General features: G+C 39.4%; 15 protein-coding genes. All 15 read right to left on the reverse strand.

Annotation, left to right across the window (positions count from 1 at the left end; translation table 11 throughout):
• Positions 1-30: 30 nt before the first annotated feature.
• Positions 31-1,968 carry an FAD-dependent oxidoreductase gene (locus HPE56_RS08465; RefSeq protein WP_188243338.1) on the reverse strand — a complete coding sequence of 646 codons (1,938 nt, stop codon included), beginning with the start codon at positions 1,966-1,968 and terminating at the stop codon, positions 31-33.
• Between the two features lie 317 nt (positions 1,969-2,285).
• On the reverse strand, positions 2,286-3,692 hold the full coding sequence (locus HPE56_RS08470; RefSeq protein ID WP_188243339.1) for a Gfo/Idh/MocA family protein: 1,407 nt from the start codon (positions 3,690-3,692) through the stop codon (positions 2,286-2,288).
• 227 nt (positions 3,693-3,919) lie between these two features.
• A complete protein-coding gene (locus HPE56_RS08475; protein WP_188243340.1) occupies positions 3,920-4,861 on the reverse strand; it encodes an alpha/beta hydrolase in 942 nt (313 codons plus the stop codon).
• A 13-nt stretch (positions 4,862-4,874) separates the two neighbouring features.
• Entirely contained in the window at positions 4,875-5,618 is a 744-nt protein-coding gene (locus HPE56_RS08480; RefSeq protein WP_188243341.1) for a rhamnogalacturonan acetylesterase, read from the reverse strand.
• 206 nt (positions 5,619-5,824) lie between these two features.
• On the reverse strand, positions 5,825-6,091 hold the full coding sequence (locus tag HPE56_RS08485) for a hypothetical protein (protein WP_188243342.1): 267 nt from the start codon (positions 6,089-6,091) through the stop codon (positions 5,825-5,827).
• Positions 6,091-7,275, reverse strand: a complete 1,185-nt coding sequence (locus HPE56_RS08490; protein ID WP_188243343.1) for a M14 family zinc carboxypeptidase — start codon at positions 7,273-7,275, stop codon at positions 6,091-6,093. Before HPE56_RS08490 ends, HPE56_RS08485 begins: the two co-directional genes overlap by 1 nt.
• 28 nt (positions 7,276-7,303) lie before the next feature.
• On the reverse strand, positions 7,304-9,859 hold the full coding sequence (locus tag HPE56_RS08495; protein ID WP_223170247.1) for a hypothetical protein: 2,556 nt from the start codon (positions 9,857-9,859) through the stop codon (positions 7,304-7,306).
• Entirely contained in the window at positions 9,840-10,676 is an 837-nt protein-coding gene (locus HPE56_RS08500; protein WP_188243344.1) for a glycoside hydrolase family 16 protein, read from the reverse strand. The genes HPE56_RS08495 and HPE56_RS08500 overlap by 20 nt, the downstream gene beginning before the upstream one ends.
• A gap of 174 nt (positions 10,677-10,850) precedes the next feature.
• On the reverse strand, positions 10,851-12,473 hold the full coding sequence (locus tag HPE56_RS08505; protein WP_188243345.1) for a glycoside hydrolase family 28 protein: 1,623 nt from the start codon (positions 12,471-12,473) through the stop codon (positions 10,851-10,853).
• A 62-nt stretch (positions 12,474-12,535) separates the two neighbouring features.
• Positions 12,536-14,131 (reverse strand): glycoside hydrolase family 27 protein, encoded by a 1,596-nt coding sequence (locus HPE56_RS08510; RefSeq protein WP_188243346.1) that lies wholly within the window; start codon positions 14,129-14,131, stop codon positions 12,536-12,538.
• Between the two features lie 151 nt (positions 14,132-14,282).
• A complete protein-coding gene (locus HPE56_RS08515) occupies positions 14,283-15,881 on the reverse strand; it encodes a glycoside hydrolase family 28 protein (RefSeq protein ID WP_188243347.1) in 1,599 nt (532 codons plus the stop codon).
• A 29-nt stretch (positions 15,882-15,910) separates the two neighbouring features.
• Positions 15,911-16,597 carry an SGNH/GDSL hydrolase family protein gene (locus HPE56_RS08520; protein ID WP_188243348.1) on the reverse strand — a complete coding sequence of 229 codons (687 nt, stop codon included), beginning with the start codon at positions 16,595-16,597 and terminating at the stop codon, positions 15,911-15,913.
• Between the two features lie 5 nt (positions 16,598-16,602).
• Positions 16,603-18,174 carry a glycoside hydrolase family 28 protein gene (locus HPE56_RS08525; protein WP_188243349.1) on the reverse strand — a complete coding sequence of 524 codons (1,572 nt, stop codon included), beginning with the start codon at positions 18,172-18,174 and terminating at the stop codon, positions 16,603-16,605.
• A 129-nt stretch (positions 18,175-18,303) separates the two neighbouring features.
• Positions 18,304-19,581, reverse strand: a complete 1,278-nt coding sequence (locus HPE56_RS08530) for an acetylxylan esterase (protein WP_188243350.1) — start codon at positions 19,579-19,581, stop codon at positions 18,304-18,306.
• A gap of 285 nt (positions 19,582-19,866) precedes the next feature.
• Positions 19,867-21,429 (reverse strand): endo-1,4-beta-xylanase, encoded by a 1,563-nt coding sequence (locus tag HPE56_RS08535; protein WP_188243351.1) that lies wholly within the window; start codon positions 21,427-21,429, stop codon positions 19,867-19,869.
• Positions 21,430-21,454: the final 25 nt, after the last annotated feature.

The raw sequence follows: 21,454 nt of genomic DNA on the forward strand, positions 1-21,454 counted from the left end.
GATTAAATCTCAAATCCCCTTCACCTAAATCTATATTCGTTCACTTCCAGGCTTAGACATGAGGACTTTTAATTCATCTAGTTGTTTTTCATAAACTCCACGGGGAGAAACGTTTCGTTTAACACAAATTGAAGCGGCTTTGCCCACTATTTCCCCCATCATTCCGCAAGTACGCATTACACGGATTGGACCTATGCCATCTCTAGTAACGCTAATATCCCTACCGGCCATAAATAGGTTCTTGATGTTTCTACTGTATAGCGTTCTGTAAGGAGCCCAATAGATTCCTTCATAGGAATATCCCTCGCCTTCAGTTGCTTTTGAAATGAACTCTTGGCCTTTTAACCCTTCATCAAATTTATCATGAGGGGTATGTATGTCTATATGCCAGGAACAAGGGAATGCTGGGTCTGGGAATTGCTTTCGTAATTTGAAATTATCAGCACTTAGCAAAACGTCCCCTAATAGCCTCCTGGATTCACGTTTTCCAGCAATGAATGCGCACCAACCTAAACGATGGTTTGGATAGAGATGGTCAACATTTTTTAATGCATCCCAAGCTCCATACATGGCTCTAAAGTTTAGATCCCTAATTTTTTCAATATCAGTTATAGGGTCTTTATCAAAACCACTTTCCCAAAACCAACCACCTAAATTTCCCAATGGATCTTTAGAGCCCCATTGTCCTTTATAGCCTTTACGTCCAGGAAAGGGTTTATTGCTCAAGTCGATAGCCCAGGGACATCTTGGAAAAGGCTGTTCGACTTTTCCTATTTCACAAGACATTGTTAATGCTGTTTTGTCTTTACACTCACATTTGAGAACTTCTTCTTCATTTGCAGCATCAAGTACATTCCACAGATTAGACATTCCCATTATACCAGAACTGGATATTTCATAATCAGCACCGGCGAGGAAACCTACCGATGCATCACCAGTACAATCCGCAAAATATTTGGCATTGATACGTTTCCTTCTTGCTGTTTTCGTGTTTTGAATAACTATAGCGTTTATTTTATTGTTGCTATTTTCAACTGCAATAGCCCTTTCTTCAATCATGAGCGTAATTCGCGGTTCATTCTTCACAACCTCTAGTTTACGTTCATCATTATAGGCGATTCCACCGACAGCATTTCTTGAACCATACTTAGGTTGGGCTAAATCAGGGGCAATTTCATTTACGATATCCCCAATATGTGGAAAAGGTTCTTGTTGGGTTCTTCCTTCAGGCCATACACGTACTTCAGAACTTCCATTACCACCCAAAATCGGTCGATCTTGTATAAGTGCCACTTTCAGCCCATTCCTTGCAGCTGAAATTGCGGCACAAGTTCCTGCAAATCCCCCCCCTACTACAACGAAATCATAATATCCTCCTTCTTCTGGTTGTTCAGGGAGACCCAATAAATTTCTTCTGAAAGCAGTAAGGGTTTCCAATTCATTTGATGGTTCAAAATCTAAATCCTTACAAAAAAGAATAGAATCACAACGTCCTTCAAAACCTGTTAAATCGTGTAAAGCAATACTCGCTTTTTTATTTACATTTACAATCCCACCATCGTGCCAATGCCAGTCAACACCCTTAGTTCCAAATGTTTCTTCAAGTGGGGTTCCATCAACAAGTAATTGAAACTTTCCCGGTGCGCCTGGGACATTCCATGGAGCGACCCAATCACGAGTACGAACCCAAACACGGTATTTTCCAATTGATGGAAATTTCACTTCTGTCGAAGCATCTTTCACTGGAATCCCCAATCCATGGGCAAGTAAATAAGGCGAACCCATTTGATCCATAACTTGTTGATCCAAATCCCATCCACCTAGGTCTTTAAATTGTTCTGCTTCAAGAAAGACAAACTCACCATTCCCCTTCTTCTCTTTGAAGCTAGCATAAGCCACAGTTCCTCTTGTTAAAAGTAGTAGCAGGGAAGCACTTCCTGCTGTTCCTATAAATTGTCTTCTATTCATTTAATTAATTAATGCGCTCTATTTGTGGTACAACAATCACAAAGGATCATTGACGATATTCCACTTATATGACTACGTTAATAATCGTTTATTTATTCTTTTATAAAGTATTGCCCAAATTACTTTTTATGTCTTTCCCTGGTCCTTTCCTGAATTTAGTACAAGCAAGGGATTCCATCGAATTCGTAATATTTAAAATCACTTTCTACATCCCATGTCCGGAAATAGGTCAATCTGTTCTGTTCATTTAGTTCCACTATTCACCTATTTGTGTTTAATCCTTCAACAATTCAACTTAAAGCTAAATACGATCCATATTAGTTGGTGCTCTTTATTCTCTTAGCCAGAGGGACCAAATCGGTTAAGTCCGCTATTTTGACGGGATTCCCGGTTTCAATACTATTTCGTGCACCAATTCCGATAAGTATGGACATGATACCATCTCGAATACCTGCAGATCTAGCATAAGGATCTTCTATTTCCGGTGTTTTGAATATTTTATCATGCAAACGTTTATCCCCACCTCCATGGCCACCTTTCTCAGTAGGAACCGTTACGGTGTCAAAATCATTCCAAAGCTTATGTACGATTATGTTTTCCGTCATCGCCTCTTCCAAGGCATTTTGCTCCATTTCCTTGGCATGCATTTCTGCTTGGTCAACGTTGGTGTTTATGTTATAGGGTATATCCAAGGATGCTTCAATCCTACCTTTTGTTCCGTTAAAGGCAATCCTCCAACCTTCAAAAGGAGAATAGGTGGTCAATGAATAGTTTACGGTAACATCATTGGCGTATTTGATCTGTGCCGACATTTTATCATAAATATCTATTTCATCCCTGAACAAACAATTATCCCTTATATAACCATCGTGGTTTTCGTTGGCCACATATAGATCCATCATTCTTTGATTCTGGGTGATATCAAAATAATACTCACAATTTCCCTTATGTTCACAGGTCCTACAATTCGCACCTTTAAAGGGTCCATTTGAACCATAATGTTCCAAATTACCATATGCAAATACCTCACTGGGGTCTGCATCCAACCACCAGTTCAGAAGATCAAAGTGGTGTGTGGCCTTATGTACCCATAAGGAACCTCCCTTATCCTTTAGACCATGCCATCTCCGAAAATAAGAAGCCCCATGATAGGTATTCAGGTACCAATGAAAATCAACCGACGTAATATCGCCAATCGTATTGTTCATTAATAGCTCCTTGATTTTTGTGTTATAGGGACTCCATCGGTAATTGAAACCTACGATCAGGTTTTTTCCTGATTTTCTTTCTGCATCCAGGATTCTTTGGGCCTTAGTCTCATCAGTCGTAAGTGGTTTTTCCGTTAGCACATCACACCCGAATTCCAATCCTTTGATAATGAACTCATGGTGGGTTGCATCAACCGTGGTCACAATAACCAAATCCGGTTTGGTCTTCTTTAGCATTTCATCAAAGTTGGTGAACAAGGGGCATGTAACACCAATATATTCTTTGGCATAGTTCAATCTACCTGAATTCACGTCACTTAAACCTACGAACTCCAAGATATCGGAATATTCATCCACCAATCTTTTGCCCCAAAAACTCGTACCACGGACACCTGTCCCAACAAGTACGATCTTAAGTTTCTTCGATTTGTCAAAACCAAAAGATTGAATGGGAAAAGCACTGGCTGCTGCCAACATGCAAATTGAGGTTAAAAATTTTCTTCTTGAATTCTTCATATTTTATATATTATTTATTGCGTTCCTATTCAGTGAAAACAAATGGGCCGGTACCATTGGAGCGTTCTAGTGATTAATTCCACTAATATAATAGTCAAAGCTACCGTCCCCGTACATTCCACCTCCTAAACCATCCACACCAAAATATTTCTTAAGGATAATATCCAAAATGGAAATAAACTGATTTATAACTAAGCTGAAATACTCCATATTAAAAATTAATAAAATTAATCCGATATATACTTATTGAAAATCAACCAGTTTTCACAAGGAACTGTCCAAAAATTATTGTTTTCCATTGTCCCCATTCCAAAACCGTGTCCACCATTTTCATATATATGCATTTCAGCTGAAACATTATTTCTAATAAGGGCACTGTAATATGCCAAGGAATTCCCAACAGGTACGGACCTATCATCGGAAGCATGAACTATAAAAGCTTTAGGTGAATTTCCATCTACTTGAATTTCATTGGAGTATTTATCCAACACTTCTTGTTTGACTTCTGTTCCCAACAAATTTTTTCTTGAATTTTTATGGGTAATTTCTTCTTTCATGGAAATAACCGGATAAATTAAAATTGAAAAATCAGGTTTGGCGCTAATATTATCCTTAGGGGACACCAATTGATCAGCATATCGTGTTGACAAGGAAGCCGCTAAATGCCCCCCTGCAGAAAATCCCATAATACCGATTTTATCAGCATCTAGATTCCACTCTTTGGAATTTTGTCTGACTACCCTTATTGCCTGTTGGGCATCTTGTAGTGGTCCTATTGATTTATTAATCATAATTGCATCTGAAGGGAGTCTGTATTTTAAAACAAAAGCAGATATTCCTAATGAATTTAACCATTTAGCTACCAAAAACCCTTCTTTATTTAAGGCCAAATGGGAGTATGCCCCACCTGGACATATTACAACTCCAGTACCATTTGAATTTTTCGGATCTGCCAAAAAAACAGTTATAGTCGGCTGTGACACCTTACTTACCCCATTTATTTTTCCATCTTCAAGATAAGTAAACTGTTCTTTATAATCTAGGTTTTCTATAGCATTAGGTACTTTATCCCATAGATTTATTTCAAAATCCTGTGATAAACACAAGGTGGAGGAAAATAAAACAGTAAAAGAAGAAATAATATTAAAAATGGAAAGTCTATTCATCATGTATCTTATTGAATTATTTTATAAACCCAACCAAATCGGGTACCTTGATTCTTAATTCCTCAACCGCTAGCTCAGCTATTTCCGTAGCACCTAAAAGCGATAAATGGGTGTTATCGATTCTACCGTCCGGATAATATGAAACTTCACCCGGTTCAAAGTGTAAATGAAGCTTTTTTGAGCCTTCCATACCATAGGATTCTTCCAGTTGTTCTGAAAGATATTGCAGATCAATAAAAGGCACATTATATTCCAATGCTACCAATCGTGTTTCTAAAGGATAATCCCCATGAGTGTCAATTAAAGTACCCTGTTCATTGAAATTTCGTCTCACAATAGATGAAATCAATATAGGTATTGCACCTTTTGCCCTAGTTTCCAAAACATACTTGATTAAGTTGTGACGATACCCAACATGAGGATTAGTATATCTATTCGGCGATATTTTTTTTTGATCATTATGTCCAAATTGGATAAAAACATAATCACCCTCCTTTAAAATTTCAAGTATGGCATCCCAGCGCCCCTCAGTAATAAAACTTCTACTGCTCCTACCATTTACCGCTCTATTATCCAGAATTATATTCCCTGTCAAAAACTGAGGCAATACCTGTACCCAACCACGTTCTGGATTTTCTGCCGGATTCTCTTTATTAGCCATTGTGGAATCCCCAATGGTATAAATTGTAGTCTGTTGTGCCATACAATTCGTGACTGTTACCAATAGTATGACCAAATTAATTTTAATTCTTCTATTCATTTTGTATTAATTATATTTCAACCATTCCGTGGCTTTACAATCCATTCCTGCCATAAAGCGAATCCAGCGCGCCTGGAATGAAATCGGGAATTCCTATTCAAAACTTTGTCCTCCGGCAAGAGACACTTCCTAATTAGTCATCCACGGTCCATAGCCAATGGGTTCAACCTGAATTTTGAATTTCACCTCCACAGCTGATTCATTGGTCAGCACCAAACTACGCTTATCATAAAAGTTCCTGAACAGTTAAACAAGTCGCATTCGGTAGCTACTTCGCGGCAAAGGCGTAACATCCTATTATCTGCCAATGTTGTAAATTTCCCGTCACCTTTAGGCAAACGCCAGCAGCTGCCATTGTCCCCCACATCCAATACAGAAGCCTCATCTATAGTCACCACATTTTTCAGATGATTTCCTGTGGGAATAATAAAAACTTTTATTTTATCATTCAGTACTTGATCAGCAACTCTCATTAATCGAGCGATTCTAAATAATCCATTATCGAATAAGCTACGGCTTGCCCAAAAATCCTTGCGTTGTCTTTGGAAACCATAAGACCCGAAATATTGGCATATGGAAACTCTATAGTCGTTGCAAGACTTATACCCTCAAGACTACCTGCCCATTGAGTAAACCCCATTCCCTTTGAATAATTAGCATCCGTATTCCATGATTTTCCAAAAGGCAAAAAATCTTTGTGATACGATTTCAATTCTCCAACAGCGTTTTCTTCAAGCAATTGTGAAAAAACTTTTTGTTCTCGTTCCAATTTTGGATTAGACATCCCTACAATATAAATTGATTCATTACCTTCTCCGGAAATCCATGGGCAATGGATGTCCAGGGCCATTCTTAATTTATTATTGCTCCATGCTGGTACTACTGTGCGCAATGTGGCAGTCGAGTGGTGTTTGGAATCCCCGCTGTAGTCCCTGTTGTGGTCTCTCGGAATACGGTTCTTTCCTTGTTCCCCATTTTCGACCCCATCCTTATCCATAAAGGGGACTATCATAAATTCAACATCTTCTCGCAATTGTTGAAGATCCTTGTCATTTAATATACTTTTGATAATCCCTTCCAATACATAACTTGCCATCATTTCACAGGCATGATGACGGGAAGTTATCAACACTTTGTATTTTGGATCTTTATTCAAAGAAGGGATTATTATCTTTTCAATTGTCCGATTTTCGGGGGAAAAACATAAAGTGTCAATAATTAATGATTCCTTATTGGGCAAATCTTCAAGAAAATCATCTAAATTCTTCTCGGTATAAGGGAAAGCTATACTGAAAAAGCCAACCGTATCCTTCTCTGAAAAAGTAAAAGAAAAACTATTGTTTTTTATTCTGTTCTCCCCATACCATTTCCAATTTTCATCGTTGTTGATGCTGTATGCCGGACCATATTTCCCGAATACATTTTTTTGGTCAAATTTGAAGGTTACTGTTTTATTCGAGACTCCAGAAACTTTGAAGTACCAATAAAACCATTTCCCGCTGGTAAACGACAAATCAGGTTTCACCCATACCGTATCGCCGGAAACCTTGTTCACCACAATATTCCCTCCGGGAAAATCGGAGGACACCTTAATCTTGTTTTGTCCATATAGCAGACTGTTAAAAAGCAAAAAAATAATTATCAATATGTTTTTCATGAAATTTTAATATTAGAAATAAACCTATTTATTCATATTTTAGCCAAGCGGTTGCCCTACAATTTTTTTCAGCCACAAAACGTATCCAGCGCGCCTGGAATGAAATCGGAAATTCATATTCAAAACTTTGTCCTCCGGCAAGAGACACTTCCTTGTAAGTCATCCACGGTCCATGGCCAATGGGTTCAACCTGAATTTTGAATTTCACCTCCACAGCCGATTCATTGGTCAGCACCAAACTACGCTTATCATAAAAACCAATCAGATAGGGGTCTGAAGGTTCACCTTCTTTTACATCCGAATTTTTCCAGGGACCACCTTCCCCTACCGGTTTCCCCAGCTTCCAAAGATCGTCGATAACACCTGCCCACAAGGCTACTTTGCCATCTTTGGAACGAATGATATGTTCACTGGATGCAGGAAGTTCTGACTGGATTCCTGTCATGATAAGCAAGCCCCGATACGAGGCGTAATCATGTATCCGGAAATTATGCGACGCAATCGGCCGGATTTTGGCATATCCATCGGCATTTTCAGCTGGTAATTCATAAAAAGTTCCGGCACTGTTAAACAAGTCCCGCTCGGTAGCTACCTCGCGGCAAAGGCGTAACATCCCATTTTCGACCAATGTTGTATATTTCTCGTCACCTTTGGGCAAACGCCAGCGGCGGCCATTGTCATCAACAACCAATACCGAAGCCTCATCGATGGTCACCACATTTTTCGGAATAGCAAATTTCCCACGAATGAACGATGCTGTTTGCCGATCTTCCTTTTTCACAAGATTCAGATTACCATCCAATTCATAATAATCGGTTTCCTCAAAACCCGTATCAGTAGCGGTTCCGGCTAAAAAACCTAGGGTACGACGATTATCACCCAACCCCCAAAGCAAACCAGCATTGGACGAATCTTCATTCACTTCGGCTAATCCAGAAAAAATAGGATCAACACTTGTTTTTCGTATGTCTTTTTGTAGATAATCAAAATGAACGGTAGCCTTTGTCTCTTTATTCACCGAAACGCGCACCCATTCCCCTGTTTCTTTTTCAGAAAAAACGATATCGGTAGCTTCGCCAGGCTTTAACTTAACGGTTTTTAAAGACGTCCAAACATTGTTTCCTTCTTTGTCTACTTCAAAAGAAAAGCTGACCGTTGATTTGCCTTCGTTTTGTACCCATGCAGATCGTATGTCCCATCCTGCAAAAAGGAAAGGCTCAGAATATTCACCAGCTTTAATTGGTTCGGAAATCCAAACCGCTCCTTCGGCTGTGGTCGGCCCCAATTCATCAGGTTTATCTACTGAAGTGAACCATAGGTTCGAATTGGATTGACCAGGGCCTTCGATATTTCCCTTGACGTTGCGTTTGTTTAAAAATTCCTTTTGGGCCGAATCATCGCAACCAAATACCAGTTGGTCATTCCAGCGGGCAAAGTCACCGATTACCTTGAGGTAAGCCGAACGTGGACGAATACCTGCTGACGTATTTGCTGTAAAAGTTCCGGGAAAACGCCAGAACATTCCGTGCATGGTCATCAGATAGTCAGGCTTTTCCTCGATTCCTATATTCCGGATTCGTGGCCATTCGGTATTCCAGCCATGTGCCCCATCATAACTGTGGCTGGCTTTTGGAAGACGGTAAAAGTCCCACCCGGTCAATGGGTCACGAACACCGAGAAGCAGCGATTTATGATCCCAACCCGTAGCCCAAATCGGATCGGTTTCCGGGTTGGCATTCCCATAAATTCCACCCGGACCAGTCACTTCCACAAATTGATTGCGACGAACAACGTTCCAGTCTTTACCATTCCATTCAGCCAATACTCCTGCCTCAATATTGAAATTCGTCAACGCTTCGGGACCAGCTTCGCCGTTGTTTGAATACACCAAAACCTCCTGTCCTGAATACAACCCTTTCCCATGGGCACCAGGCAAAGCCGCCTTTTGGGGATTTACATCGGTATCGTTGACAATGTTCCCTTGTGTACTATTCCCATCTTTATAAAGTTCGATTGGCTGAAGCGTTGATACATCCACTTCATAGAAACCTTCTTCCATGGTGCCGTAATATATTTCTCCTGATGGATCAGTTAGATGGCGGGCATTCCCCGTGAGCCGACCAGGCATCCCAGAGGAAGGAATCACACGTACCTCACCGGAAGACCCGATTGCATACGGACCAATAAAAAGCTGATTACTTTCTTTGTGGATCATCCTATTTGCTGGAGTTCCGCCAATACTTTCAGCCCTTATGATTTGCTGTAAATCTGGTGTAATTTCGTATAATTTATCCGACGACCCATGCGGAAGATGTGGTCCATAAGTAATCACCCACAGTCGTCCGGCCCAAGGGACTACGGCTCCGGTTCCACATTCCCCTTCATTGTTATAAAATGCAAGATGGGGATATACACCACTAACTTGACTATGTATTGTACCTCCCCCCTGCATATCACAGCTACTCAATGCAGAGCCTAAAAAAATTACAACCAAATATCTAAATAATAGACCCATCTGTCTTCTATTTTCTTTAAACGAAGCTCCTACTCCATCGATTTTATCATTATGGCCTAACTCTTTCATATACTTTTACGTAATCAATTTCCATGTAGGTTCCATCAATCTTGTCTGTAACTTCGCCGGACCAGCTTATGATCGCCAGACTTAATAATATTGGTACTGGAGATTGGCAAAAATCATTTCTCTCACGACGGATTTCTTTTCCATCAACATAAAAGATCAGTTCCAGTTCTGTCCATTCAAGTCCAAATACGTGAAAGTCTTTTGAAAAATCCATCTGATCAAATTGTAAAGATTTATGAGAGTCAGGATGTTTCTTTTTGCCTTCCGGAGTATCGGTTATGTCAGACCAATTATGGATATTCGTATTTACTTCGCTGGGATAGTGTCCTTCGTTAATGTCAATTTCAAATCTTTTCCCTGTTGCTGGATTAGGGGCCGAAGATCTTGTCATCAGCCAAAAAGAATTATTGGTACCAGGTTGGGAGGCATATCGATATCGACATTCAAAATACCCGTATTTAAAATCATTTCTGGTCCACATACTCCCAGAGGTCCATTCCTGTCCACCACGCAATTCCTTTTTGTTCACTAATCGAACCATTCCATTGCCAACTTCTATATTTTCCTGCCAGCGACTACTTAAGATATGCGTATTAGAACCATTCTGGGATTCCCAAACTTTTAATAATTCATTCCTGCTTTCATAATTAAAATCGTCAATCCATACCAATTTCCAATCTTTTATATCTACAGTATTAAAACTGTTCTGAGTATATAAGGAAGGAACGATTCCCATGTAAAATAAACCTAATAAAAAAAATGTCCTCATATTAATTGCTTTTATCTCAAGTTCATACTTAATATCCAAATTATCCATTCCATTCCCTGACTGTCAAGTAAAGTTGCTCATTCAATTTCACCCCCTTGAATATTGAAAATCGTTCCTATACAGTCAAGGTTAAAAGGACGTCCTTAATTTAATTTTTATTCACAGAACATTTTACCAAAGAGACCAAAGATGAAACACTCTTGTAAACCTCTAACACTACAATTATTCCCTCAGAAAAATATTCCCTTGCTCTACTATACTTTTACTAATCGGGTGACTTTCTGGGAATATTGATTTGGCTTGGAACAACACATTATTGAGGATTGAAATCCATTTTAATTTGCCTCCTACCTGTTTCACAAACGAATCAGATTGACTGTTGTACAGGCTGTTTTTTACCAAAATACCTTCACAATCCTTCATTGCAAAACCTGCAACGGACTTGTCTTTGTTCAATAGCTGAATGTCTGAAAACCCGCCCCCGGAAACATTATCCAAAAAAAATGCAGGTCGTACATCTTCGGCAAGCGTTCTGATCTGTATCGATTTTAAAGTAATATTTTCAACATGTCTGATAAAAAACCCATACGCTGGCAAAGAATGTCCAAACATGCGGTTCTCAGGGTAATCTTTTTCGTTTTCTGGCACAACACGGTGGTACTGTTTTTCTGTACCCCCGCCTTTATATATTATATCGACATTGGAAATTTTTACATTTTGTATATTATTGCCAGGGTATCCCGTTATACTGCTTGAAATTAAGCTAGCGTTCCTAGCAATTATATTATTGATCTGTATGTTTTTTAATTGCCCAGGAATACCATTTTGTCTTTTCCTGTCACCTAATTTTATAAAAATAGGTGTTTGAACCCCGTCCATTACAATATCTGAAATTAGAATCTGATCCATAATCCCCCCATCAACGACTTCCAGTGCAAGCCCCGATATTACCGTTTTATCAGAATCTACACCTTCAATATTCTTATTCCAATGTCTAAAATTATCTTCTGCCGGGCGCTTTATAATACAATTGGTAACTGAAATATTTTTGAAACCCTTACGAGAAGTTGTGCCAAATTTTATACCATTACAATTGGAAGCCAAAATACAATTGGTAACGGTAACATTCTCACAAGGCAAATCTTGCCTGTTACTTTTAAAACAAAGCGCATCGTCTTCACTTTCAATAATGCAATTTGAAACTACTACATTCCTGCTATCGATATCTATCCCATCGTTGTTATGATTACCATAACTGTATATTTTCACTCCATTTATCCTTACATAATTGCATGACTGAAAATCTGAAACAGCACAGGCAGCATTGGTTAGGGTTATCCCATCGACCAAAACATTCCTACACTCAAAAAAATATATGATATTTGGTCGTCCTCCGGCATTGTCACCTCTTTTCCATACTTCCGAATCCCCAAGGCCATTAATGGTCCCGTTCCCAGTAATCGAAATATTCTTTTGACCCCTAGCGTTAACCAAGGCCCAGGCCCTCCATTTCCCCCTTTTATCATAAACTTCCGGGTTAGTACTACCGTAAAGGATCGCGCCAGTCTCTAAATGCAACCCAACATTATCCTTTAAATGTATGGGTCCAGTGGAAAATTTTCCAGCAGGAACAACAACCGTTCCCCCACCCTCTAAATAAAGCTGATCTATGGCAGATTGGATAATAGGTGTATTCAATGTGAGAGAATCAGATATTGCTCCCATGGTTAAAATATTGATATCCCTAGCATAACAATTTATACTACCCAAAAGACCAAATAACCCAAGGAATATCGATATCGTTAAAAACCTAATCCTATTATTCAATAAAGAGGTATACTTCATGATGAAAAATTTTAATTCCTATTTACAATTAACATAACACACAACCAACTAGCTTGATTTTATTATTGTTTTAGAATGAATAGACCTACCCCATTGGGACTTAATCGTATGGACATTCTTTCTGCCACAGTACCCAAATCATCTTGTCTCCAAACATCATAAACTTGGATGCTACTATTTAAACCCATCGTTTTTAGATCAAAATCAATCACCTTTTCATCAACAGCACTAGTATTAAATACTGCCAAAGCTTTTGACCCATCTGCCAATCGTTTTAACATGATAACTTCATCATTTTTATTTTTTATAGTTTCAGCCACATGTCCCAACGCATCCTGGTTAATATTCATTACCCCTGCATTCGCAAGTAATCTTATGGTAAACTCATCAATCTCATTGATATCGCAGGAAAAAAAGAATGGTGCACAAATTACCGACCATAACGTAACATATTGGTACCGTTGGTTTGTGTTCAATGCGATTTCCTGACTTGGATCTACCATTTTCCTAAAGTCACGAAGTTTATGGATGTACATAAAATCCGGGTCGTTCCATTGTCCTGGTTTACTATAGGCTCTCAATTCAGTGGATATTCTCAAAGCTTCTTTAAAATAATTTTCAACATGGTGGTTCAAATCACCACCCGTTCGCCAAGTTGAAATACCTAAATCAGGCGCCCATGTCCAAGGATCTTCGAATCCGTATTGACATAAATTAAATAGTATATCCCTATCCTGTAAGCTGAGATATGTGGCCATTGGCTGCCATAGTGCAGATTGCGGATATGACTCATTTATATTCCTGATGCACTTCAAACAACTATTCCCAGAACATAGATCATATTTTAACAAGTCAAATCCCCAATTTGCATATTGGTCCGCATCTCGCTTCTCATACCCCAAAGAGCCTTCAAAGTTTTGGCATGTATAAGGACCCGGGGAACTGTAAATACCCGCTTTTAAACCAAAACTATGAATGTAATCGGTCATTGCTTTCATATCGGGGAAGTTGCTATTAGGAATAACATTACCTTCGGTATTCCTTACTTCGCCAACCAAACCATCAAAACTAAACCCTTCGTGCTGTTTCTTTTTGTAGTCTTTTCGAGCTTCAAAACTTTCCTTACTTGTTTTCATCCAGCAATCATCAATCGAAATGTATTGAAAACCGACATCCGCAAATCCTTTTTCAACAAAAACATCAGCAGTTTTACGCATTATCCCATCGGTTACCATTAACATATGACCACCCCACGAATTCCAACCTGTTGGAGGGGTTAACGCTAATTTATCACCTACCACCAGTTTAAATTCCCGAGAAACCTTTCCATATTTGTTACTGGCAGTTATCCTCATAGGATATTCGCCTTTCCCTTCAGGAACATTTCCCGTTATAATTCCCTTGTCCGTATCCAGAATTAATTGGTTGGTTAATCCTACGATTTCAAATTTCATCGGACGCTCTCCCTGACACGGTATTCGGAATACAAACTCTTTACCTGGCCTAGCCCCATATACCTTCGGTCCATTGATTCTAGGCTCTTTGTTAGGTAAAGGTGTTAGTATTTCTTTTCCCCCAATACGTGCATCATATACCCTCTGCGCATGGCCATTGCTTAATGTTAATACTAAAATAAATAGACAAAGTAATTTTTTCATAATTGATTATTCAATTGAACTATACTGGTTTATAGTTCCTAAGTAACTTGCTGCCTATTAAGAAAGTCGACTTTTATTTGACTTTTACACCCCGAGGGTTTTACCAAATAGACTAAGATTGGAAGGCTTATGTATACTCCAATCAGAAAAATTATTGCTTTAAAAAAATGTTTCCTTGTTCAATTACACTCTTATTTACACGCTTTTCTGAAAATATTGATCTAGATTGGAACAACACATTATTGAGAATCGAAATCCCGTATAATTTTCCTCCCATCATTTTCACGAACGAATTGGAATCACCCTTATAGAAGCTGTTTTTTACCAAAATATGTTCGCTATCTTTCAATGCAAAACCTGCAACTGACTTACCTTCATTCAATAGTTGAATATCTGAAAACTGGCCTCCAGACACATCTTCCAATAAAAAAGCGGGACGTAAATCCTCGGCAAGTGTTTCTATTTGTATCGATTTTAATGTAATATTTTTAGCATGACGGATAAAAAATCCGTGCGCAGGAAGAATTCCAAACATAGTCCCTTCTGGGTAATCTTTCTCTTTTTCAGGAATCTCGTTATTGAAATCAGCCAAAACCCCACCCCCTTCATGTTTAAAAACTATATTATCTAAAACAATATTTTCAACGGGGTTGTCTGGAAGTCCGGTTATTGAACAAGCTATATTCTTTGCGTTTGAAATATGGATATCGCTGATTAAAACATCCCCTAATTTACCGACATTGGTGATTTCCATTCCTTCTTGATATGGTCGGGCACGATTCCCCAATCGAATAAAAAGAGGTGTATGAGTACCTTCAATTTTGATTCCTGAAACAACAATGCCTTCCATGGTTCCGCCATCAACTATTTCGAGGGATACACCTGAAATACCGATTTTCTGTCCGTAAAAAGTAGAGTTGTTTATAACAGATGGCTTTACAACACAATTACTTATGGAAATATTCCGGAAACCTCCATTCGATTCGGTTCCCATTTTTATGGCATTACAATGGCTACTTACAACACAGTTAGTAATGCTAATATTCTCACAGGGCCTTCCCGAAGCGCTTTTTAAAGTGATTCCGTCATCATCCGTATCAGAAATGATATCAGAAATGGTAACATTCTTACAGCCATCCACATCCAATCCATCGTTGTTGTAATTGTTGTGATTAAAAATCTTTATTCCCCTTATCTGAACCTGTTCACAAGCAAGATAATGCTGCATCCATGCACCTGAATTCTTAAGTGAAACATCGTAAACACCTACATTGTAACACGAAATAAACTGAATCATATGAGGTCGGTTAACCCCCTCATCGTTTCCTACCCTTATAAAATCTTTCCCTTGTCCGTTTATTTCACCAAAACCTGAAATTTTGATGTTTTTTACATTCTCGGCATAAATCAATTGTTTTACATAACCACTTGTTCTTAAAGATACATACTCAGGTTTTATATCAGGGTAATCATCAATATTCTTACTTCCTAAAAGTACAGCCCCCCCAGACACATGCAACTCTACATTATCCTTCATGATCAGAGTTCCTGTCAGATAGTTTCCGGCAGGGATAACCACTCTTCCTCCACCACTGGATGAGCATGAATCAATAGCAGCCTGAATTGCTGGCGCATTGTTCATACTCTCTTGTTTCGCACCAAAATCGAGGATGTTAAAATCCTGTGCCTGAATGTTAGTTACTGCCAATAGCAGAATCAATACAATTAAATAGTTTTTCCTTTTCCTCATTCTTACTCTTTTAATAATTTATAATCTGTTTATTTAATATAGTTTTCTAAAAAACCTGTGATATACGCAGCTTGTAAAGCACGGGCATTCTCCTTATAATGGACATGATCGGCAAACTGCCCAACACCCAATTTTCGAGTAAAATCATAAAGATCGATTACTGGAATATTTTCTTTTGCACATACCTCGTCAGCGATTTGGTTGTATATCGCTACGTCGGCGGCATAACGCCTAAACCAATTTTGATTCGCATTGTGGATACTATCCACAACAGGAGTAGTCTTCATCCATACTGCTTGGATCTTCTTGTGCTTCAATAGCTGAAAAATAGCTTTAAGATTCGTTCTATATTCATCTTCAGATATTTGAATTTTATTTGATTCCGGATTTCTTTTAATATCATGTAGTCCACAATTTAAAAGCAGATAATCAGGAGTAAACTGCCGATCCTGGACTTTAGTACGAAGGTATTCCAATACCATGCTTGAATCCCCTCCATTTGCCCCGGTAGGAATATCCAGGTTCTTCTCAGCACTTCCATCATCAACTTTGCGTTCGAACTGTACTTTCCCCTGTAGGTATTTTTCCAAAAATGGCCCATATTGAATGGATATGCTATCACCAATTAAAAATAGCTTGGGCAATGGTTTTACATAAAAAGCCGTTATCGCAAAAAAAGTAACAAGAAGCATGAGATTTAATACTGCTCTTTTCATAATGATTAGTTTAATGTATTTATCTCTTCAATATTGAATTTTTCATTTCCACTGTTTATTTCAATATTTTTTATAGTGTTTTTTAATCGATTATTCAGAAGTATGATATCATTGGAACCATTGCCATAAACGGATAGAAATACGGGCATTGGTTGTAAAGGGTAACACCCGGATATTAGAACCTGCCTCACATCATTCAGTCGGATAAGCTCTGGTGAGTTTGCGGTTCCCTGAGCCTGGAAATTGCGAATTTCAAGATCGGTAATATCCTCTCCGATAAAGGCAGGTCTTTCATCGGGTAACGATGATTTAAGTTGCATATCATCGAAAATGATATTATTAGCGTGGCGGACATAAAATCCATACGCTGGCAACACACCAAAAATACGACCATTGGGATATTTGTCTTCTTTCTCGGGGATATCCCTAAAAGATTCCTCAGCCTTTCCACCGCCCTCAAATTGTAGGTTAATGTTCTTAATCAATACATTTTCAATCGGGAAGTCTTTTGTGCCGGCAACAATACAAGCATACCCTTTTGAAATTCTGGTGCCTGTTACATTCTCGATGATAATGTCCTTTAGGTATGGAGTGTTAAGCTTTGTTCCTTTTCTATAAGACCTGAGTCGCTCGCCGGCCCTTATATAAATTGCCGATCCCTTTATATTTCGCAAACTGATTTTGGAAAATTGAATACGTTCCAGTTGGGCACCATCTACGGTCATCAGGCTGATGGCTTCGTTACGGGTATCGTAAACCGTACAATTACTTACCAATACATCCGTGATTTTCCCAGCTGTTTCTGTCCCTATCTTTATTCCTGAAGCATTTGTACTGACAATGCAATTGCTAATGGTTATGTCCCGACAAACTTTATCGGGTGACAGACTTTTTATACAGATACCATCATCACCACTGGAAATGAAACAATTGGAAATACGGACTTTCTCGCAATCGATGAGATCCAACCCATCCGTATTCCTTCCTTTTACTTTGGCAAAACGCTCTTTCTCAATATCCTTATTTGGATTGCTGTCAACCGTTACCCCATCGACTACCAGATTATAACACGATTGGTACGATTGCACCCAACTGGCAGAATTATACAGTGTTACATTTTGAACTAAAACGTTCTTACATCCTCGGAGGTGTATTATGCGCGGACGCAAACCCATTGATGGAAATCCGTATGGTCCTTCCACCCAATGATCGCCATTCCCGTCGATTGTACCCCTGCCACTTATGGATATATTATTCGCATCCTCAGCGTAGATCAACATTTTGTTCGTTACAAAACTTCCGTCATATGACGGATAATTGGAGGGCATTATTGGAAAATCATCCAGATTATCACTCGCTTTTAAAATTGTCCCCGATGCGATATGTAAAGTAATATTACCCTTCAGTAATATGGTGCCGGAAATAAAGGTGCCACTATGTAAATAAACTTTTCCCCCTCCTTTGGAATAACAATCATCAATTGCGGCCTGAATAAACTTGGTATCCAAGTTTGTACCATCACCCTTGGCTCCATAATCGTACGGATCATAAACGGACGACCGACTAGTTGAATCCACTATCAACGATTGGGAAAAGGGATTTACAACGTTTGATTTGTCGGCTCCCTTACATGGAACACTAAAAACAATCATTAAACAGAAAAGGTTAATTAAATTCCAAATCATTGACTCCTTATACCGCATGTATTACTCCTGTTTTAATTGTTTATACAGCCACCCATATTTAAGTTCCTGCTGCTCCGGGAAAGTCCAGTGCTGGGTTTCCTGGAAGATATGCAGTTCCTTTGGGGCGCTAATTACATTGTAAGCCGAATAGGCTGTAGTTGGGGGGCAGACATCGTCGTTGTAACCCCAACTGTACCACCCCGGAACGGTCACAAATCGGGCAAAATTTACCACATCATAATATTTTGAGGTTTCAATTTTTTCCGTTTTGTTGGTATATTCATTACGGAACATATGGGGCCAACCTCCAGTCCTTCCATGTAAATAGCCGGTTAAATCGCTCAAGGCCGGATGAACAGAAGCCAGATAGTCTATCCTCTTATCAAGGCCTGCAGTTATAATCGAAAGGGCTCCCCCCTGGCTCTGCCCAGTGATACCAATATTTTCACCGTCAAAACAGTCTAGGGATTCAATAAAATCAAGGGCACGAATACACCCCAGGTAAACCCGTTTATAGTAATACTGGTCTTTGTCATCCATATTGGTCGTCCAGTAGTTTTTTAGTGGCCCGGCCATTAAATCTTTGTAAACTACCGGATCCAGGTTTACAGGTATCCCGTGTATCCCCATCTGAAAAGTCACAAAGCCCTGCTCTGCTCCCTTAACATCACCGTAATATGGGCGGATGCCTGCACCCGGGACATGCAAAATAGCCGGATATTTCCCTTCTGCCTTGGGTTTACAAAGGATACCATATATTTTCCCTTTGATGTTATCAATGCTTACATGATAGACGTCAGCTTTATCGGTGCACCGCTCTGGCATTAAGGTTAATACCGGGCGAACTGGGATTTTTGAAAGTTCTTCCTTCCCTTTATCCCAAAACGCTTTAAAATCATCGGGTAAGTTGGTTGTTGGTTTTATCTTTTCAGGGGAAAACCCGGCAGTGGAATAGGAACTATATTTTTTTCCCTCAATTTCAACAAAAGCCCAGCAACGTAGAAACCCGGGGTCTTTAAATTTTGGTGCTTTTAGAACCGCTTTACCATCTTTCAATTTTACGGTACCCTCTTCCCAAACATCCATTTTTTCCGGTAGGATCCTGTATTTTACTTCAATACCATCCAACGGAACGCTGTTTCGCAACACTGAAATAGTGAATTTGGCACGTTCACCCGTCTGGTAGGTCCAGTCTGGCTGGTCAGGCGAAACAATTACTTGGACTAATTTTTTTGAAGGCTGTGCATTTATCTGCATTGCCGCAAAAACAATAAGCAATAGAAACACAACTTTTTTCATGTTCTTCATTTTTTGGTATTTTATAGTAGTTAAAATGTTTTTATTTTTCCTCAATATTCGGTTTAAGCGTCGTGCCATCGTATATGGTCAAACGGTACACCAATACGAAAACAGTAATTCCCAGTTTGGATAATCGCCTGGTAGCCCAACCATATTAATTGCAATATTGGCATTTTTGCATTCGATAAACTGAATAAACGGAGGACGCACTCTATCCATTTCTGTGTTACTAATCTCCCTATTCACATAAATAATAGATGATCTCCTGTTATTTAGATTCCTGACTCAATGCACGGCAAGTCCGTCTCCATCCTCCTTTAAATAAAATTCGCTACGCTGCTCTTCTCCCGCACTGTTCTTCCAGCTTATGATATAACGACCCTTGAATCCACGAAACTTGGCTATTCCATCTTTCCCAACCACAACTGTTGTATTGGTCTTCCATTCGTGGTTGATCAAATTATCCAAAGCATAAAAAGACGGTTTCGGTTTCATATCCCGGGAAAATAAACCGGACACGGAAGGCTCTCCCGCGGCGCCACAGCCGTCCACGACATTCCACCAGGTAATTCCCATCATAGGCTTGATACTGAACCATAAACGGTATAGGTTCCGTGCAATAATGGCCTGGATTTCCTGCCCTCGTTTGTCCCCACCCGGAGAGGTTATGGTTATTTCACTCAGATGAATCGGCAATCCGGCCTTGGAAATAGCATCCATTTTATCCCACTGCCACTGTGGCGTCTCTAGTGGTTTACCCTCAACAATATCAGAAATCTGCTGATCTTTAAATAAATGCATCTGTGTCCCTACTACATCAATCCGACTACCATGAGCGCGTAGATCCTTAACTTGGTCGGCGTAATTTTCAGCAGTACGCTCTGGGGTATCCTCCCTATTATAATCATTGATAAAAAGCTGGACATTGTCCGGGAATACCTCCCCGGCAGTTTTAAATCCCTTATAGGCATAATCACCGTGCACCCAACCAAACACACTTTTACCCACTACATCCCCGGTTACACTCTGACCAAGAAAATCCCCTGAGCTTTCATTTACCACGTCCCAGCTTTTGATCTGGTCACCATAATAATTTGCCAGTTCAACAATGCGCTTTTTCGCAAGCCTATTCATCGATTGAAAAAATACTGGCGCCAGTTTGGCTATCTCTTCAGACGGCATTTCCTTTATTTCCTCCTTGGTTAACTTATCTAGGTTTGCCTTTTCTTCTGCAGGCCAATATTGATCAAAAAACCATTTTGGCCAACTATGTCCGTTTCCCCATACGATGGTATGACCGTGCGTATGAATGTCTTTGCTTTTGCAAAATTCAACAATCGGGTCGGTCGCCGGACGCCTCCAATGTGGTTCCTTCTCAGGTTCTTTTACTTGGTTCCAGTATTCTTCAGTATCCCAATATTCTTCTCGGAATCGAGGACGATTAGGTTGCATTTCAAAACCTTTCCAGTAAAAAGGAATTGTGGCCGAGTTGAACAATGTTCCGTATAGCTCTTTGTACTTTGCATTCAATTCATTGGAGCCCAATTGGTTAAAATTGAATATATGGGCCCCGAAGCGAAAATCATGGGAAACCTGTTTTACGGTTATCGCTGTTCCGGCAGGAAGTCCCTTGAGATTCAATACCGCATCGGCTTTTCTATTTTTCTCAATATCACGATCAATTTTTGCCTGGACTTTGGAATTCCAAAGTTTCCAGTAGGCAGCACTCATTACAGTGTCCTTTTGTGAACTTGTTGCTTGTGTCTCCTCCTTTCCTATCCCATTTGCATATTGCGGGGTTTGAAACAAACACAGTAGTAGTACAATGTAGATAATCCTTTGATTCATGGTAATTCTGGTTTTAAGATTATTT

It is taken from the genome of Maribacter aquimaris (genome assembly GCF_014596745.1).
Lineage (GTDB): Bacteria > Bacteroidota > Bacteroidia > Flavobacteriales > Flavobacteriaceae > Maribacter_A > Maribacter_A aquimaris.

Bases quoted from the DNA above. Each gene is read 5' to 3' on its own strand.
- HPE56_RS08520 (WP_188243348.1), bottom strand. From the start codon at position 16,597: ATGAAAAGAGCAGTATTAAATCTCATGCTTCTTGTTACTTTTTTTGCG.
- HPE56_RS08530 (WP_188243350.1), bottom strand. From the start codon at position 19,581: ATGAAAAAAGTTGTGTTTCTATTGCTTATTGTTTTTGCGGCAATGCAG.
- HPE56_RS08470 (WP_188243339.1), bottom strand. From the start codon at position 3,692: ATGAAGAATTCAAGAAGAAAATTTTTAACCTCAATTTGCATGTTGGCA.
- HPE56_RS08535 (WP_188243351.1), bottom strand. From the start codon at position 21,429: ATGAATCAAAGGATTATCTACATTGTACTACTACTGTGTTTGTTTCAA.
- HPE56_RS08475 (WP_188243340.1), bottom strand. From the start codon at position 4,861: ATGATGAATAGACTTTCCATTTTTAATATTATTTCTTCTTTTACTGTT.
- HPE56_RS08515 (WP_188243347.1), bottom strand. From the start codon at position 15,881: ATGAGGAAAAGGAAAAACTATTTAATTGTATTGATTCTGCTATTGGCA.
- HPE56_RS08465 (WP_188243338.1), bottom strand. From the start codon at position 1,968: ATGAATAGAAGACAATTTATAGGAACAGCAGGAAGTGCTTCCCTGCTA.
- HPE56_RS08490 (WP_188243343.1), bottom strand. From the start codon at position 7,275: ATGAAAAACATATTGATAATTATTTTTTTGCTTTTTAACAGTCTGCTA.
- HPE56_RS08480 (WP_188243341.1), bottom strand. From the start codon at position 5,618: ATGAATAGAAGAATTAAAATTAATTTGGTCATACTATTGGTAACAGTC.
- HPE56_RS08485 (WP_188243342.1), bottom strand. From the start codon at position 6,091: ATGAGAGTTGCTGATCAAGTACTGAATGATAAAATAAAAGTTTTTATT.
- HPE56_RS08505 (WP_188243345.1), bottom strand. From the start codon at position 12,473: ATGAAGTATACCTCTTTATTGAATAATAGGATTAGGTTTTTAACGATA.
- HPE56_RS08495 (WP_223170247.1), bottom strand. From the start codon at position 9,859: ATGAAAGAGTTAGGCCATAATGATAAAATCGATGGAGTAGGAGCTTCG.
- HPE56_RS08500 (WP_188243344.1), bottom strand. From the start codon at position 10,676: ATGGATAATTTGGATATTAAGTATGAACTTGAGATAAAAGCAATTAAT.
- HPE56_RS08510 (WP_188243346.1), bottom strand. From the start codon at position 14,131: ATGAAAAAATTACTTTGTCTATTTATTTTAGTATTAACATTAAGCAAT.